4 protein-coding genes are annotated in these 2,443 nt (G+C 55.8%); all 4 read left to right on the top strand.

Annotation, left to right across the window (positions count from 1 at the left end; genetic code table 11):
* On the top strand, window positions 1-992 hold a 992-nt coding region (locus HHL14_RS32700; RefSeq protein WP_206002635.1), incomplete at its 5' end, for an RHS repeat-associated core domain-containing protein.
* Window positions 993-1,388, top strand: a complete 396-nt coding sequence (locus HHL14_RS34075; RefSeq protein ID WP_407945330.1) for an Imm50 family immunity protein — start codon at window positions 993-995, stop codon at window positions 1,386-1,388. It begins immediately after the preceding gene.
* Window positions 1,354-1,707 (top strand): colicin E3/pyocin S6 family cytotoxin, encoded by a 354-nt coding sequence (locus HHL14_RS34070; protein WP_169501725.1) that lies wholly within the window; start codon window positions 1,354-1,356, stop codon window positions 1,705-1,707. The genes HHL14_RS34075 and HHL14_RS34070 overlap by 35 nt, the downstream gene beginning before the upstream one ends.
* A complete protein-coding gene (locus HHL14_RS32685) occupies window positions 1,704-1,961 on the top strand; it encodes a DUF7683 domain-containing protein (protein WP_169501723.1) in 258 nt (85 codons plus the stop codon). Before HHL14_RS34070 ends, HHL14_RS32685 begins: the two co-directional genes overlap by 4 nt.
* The last annotated feature ends 482 nt before the right edge of the window (window positions 1,962-2,443 follow it).

The raw sequence follows: 2,443 nt of genomic DNA, 5'->3' as shown, positions 1-2,443 counted from the left end.
GCGGGATCGAGCGCACGTTCTTCACGTGGGACGGCGATGTGCTGCTGATGGAGGAGCGCTTCGGGCTGCCGGTGAAGCGCGAGCATGTGTATCGCGGGCTGGAGTTCCGCAGGGCGCAGATCGTGCGCGAGGAGCCGAAGGATGTGTACTCGCTGCCGGTCGCGCAGCGCATGCATACGCTTGAGCGGTATCACGAGTGGCAGGCGGCGTCACTTTATCTGCACGAGCCGGGATCGTTCGTGCCGCTTGCGCGGCTTGACGAGAAGCTGGTGGAACCGGCGTTTCTCGCGACGGGTACGGACGGGCGCTTTGTGCAGGTGGCGGCGAAGACTCGGCACGGAACCTACTTCTACCAGAATGACCATCTGGGCACGCCGCAGGAGATGGTGGACGAGTCGGGCAAGGTGGTGTGGCTTGCGCGGTATAAGGCGTGGGGTGGGGTGAAGCGTGCACCGTATGGCAAGGCCGATCCGGTTGGCGCGGATAACCGGATCCGGTTCCAGGGGCAGTATCATGACGAGGAGACGGGGCTCGCCTATAACCGGCATCGGTACTACGATGCGCAGGCGGGTCGGTTCATTTCGAAGGATCCGATTGGGCTGGCGGGTGGGGTCAATGTTTACCAGTACGCTCCGAACCCGATTAGCTGGGTTGATCCCCTAGGGTTGATGGGGCGTAATGGCGCCTTCAGACAGGCCAAACGTGACGCAGGGATTCCGATGAGCCAACGTCCAGATTCCGTCACGAGGACCCCGATGACTTCACGAGGAGGATGCCCGGTCATTTGCAACGGTAAGCGCGTGGAAACACGCGAGTATCTCTTTACCCGAGAAGATGGAAGTCGGGTCGTTATTCAAGATCATGGTGCGGGACATCAATTCGGCAAAGGGGGCATTGGCGATCAAGGGCCGCATTTCAACGTAAGGCCGGCTGGCGAAACCAGAAATGGTTCGGTGCTTGGGACGGCAGCGCATTATCCTTTCGATCAATGAGTGAGAAACGTGAATCCAATCCTTAACTATTTGGACAACGGAAAATTCCTGTCGTCTTTGTACGGAGACACTCTTAGTTTCTGCGGCGTGGACTTACAGGAAATTAAGCTTGGATGGGATGGTCCAATCGCACGATTTGTTCTCTGTCTGAAGGACTTTCCTGCGTCCCCTCCTGAAAAGTGGAGGGGGCTAAACACAGTTCAGGTTGAGTTATCTCTGTTTCCCCTATATGAGGTAAATATGACATCATTTGGTCGCGGCAATAGGTGCAACCTAGATATAGAGCGCACCGAAAATGGAGTTCTGACGGTAACGCTGTCGGGAGAGTCCACCGCGTTGTTTAAGACCATGTCAGTAAGCGTTGACAGGGTGTCAGCCCTTCTCCGAGACAGCTAATGTCTATACATACGCGCCCAATCCAACCGGATGGATAGACCCACTTGGGCTAAGTAACAGCTACGTTCCGGCGCCAAAGGACCTGCCGGGGTTTCCTGATGCAGTCCGTGTTCCACCCAAAACTTCTATTCCTGGTGTTCCTGGCAAGAAGCGAGCTCGCTGGAAAGAACCCAAAGGCTGCATATGTGAGTGGGACTATCAGCATGGTGAAGTCGAGCGATACGATAAGCGTGGCAATCATCTTGGCGCATTTGATCCTAATTCAGGGGACCCGATTGCTGGTAAGGGATCTGTGACGAACCGGAGGGTTGAACCATGAGCGAATATCATGTTCGACGCTTTATTTCTCGGTTTGAGAAAGGCAATGAGTTCTCGTTTTTCGAGATTCCATTCACGGTTGAACCGCTGCTGAAGGAGTTGCAAGATATATGCGGTTTTGGGCCGGATGATCTTGTATATGAGGAAGTGGAACTGGACGAAGAGAAATTGAAAAGACTACGAGCGTTCGTTGAATCTGATTTCGATTTGAACCGCTACATCTACATCTTGTCGTGTGTTCATTCAACTGATTGAATGAACGAAGGGCCGCTTATGCGGCCCTTCGTTTGTCTACCCGGAGGTCATGCGCGGCCGCGCCTGGATGTCTGCACCTCTGAGCGAGCCATACCTTGCGCAGTTCGTCATTCTCGGCCTTACGCTCGATGGCAAACGCCTCCCGTTCGCGCTTTCTGGCGGCATAGTCGTATTCGGGGGTGACGGTGAGGCTTTGCCGGATGTAGGCAACCGACTGTTCCGGCTACAGCACGTGTTACGTCTATGACGGGCGCGGCTATCTCTCCCGACGTATCGATGCCGAAGGCAATACGACCTCGTACCGGTGCGATGCGCTCGGAAGGGTGGCGAGCATTACCCAACCCGACGGGAGTGGGGAAGCACTGACATGGGATGGCGAAGGCAACCTGAGAAGCTATCGCGATGGCGCAGGACAGGTCACGGAGTACAGCTATAACGCGCAGCATCAGCCGGTCCTGCGCAAGGATGCCGCCGGTCGGCAA

The sequence above is a fragment of the Paraburkholderia antibiotica genome (genome assembly GCF_012927125.1).
GTDB lineage: Bacteria > Pseudomonadota > Gammaproteobacteria > Burkholderiales > Burkholderiaceae > Paraburkholderia > Paraburkholderia antibiotica.
The sequence above is the reverse complement of the archived record's forward strand: the minus strand, read 5'-3'. Positions and strand labels throughout refer to the sequence as shown.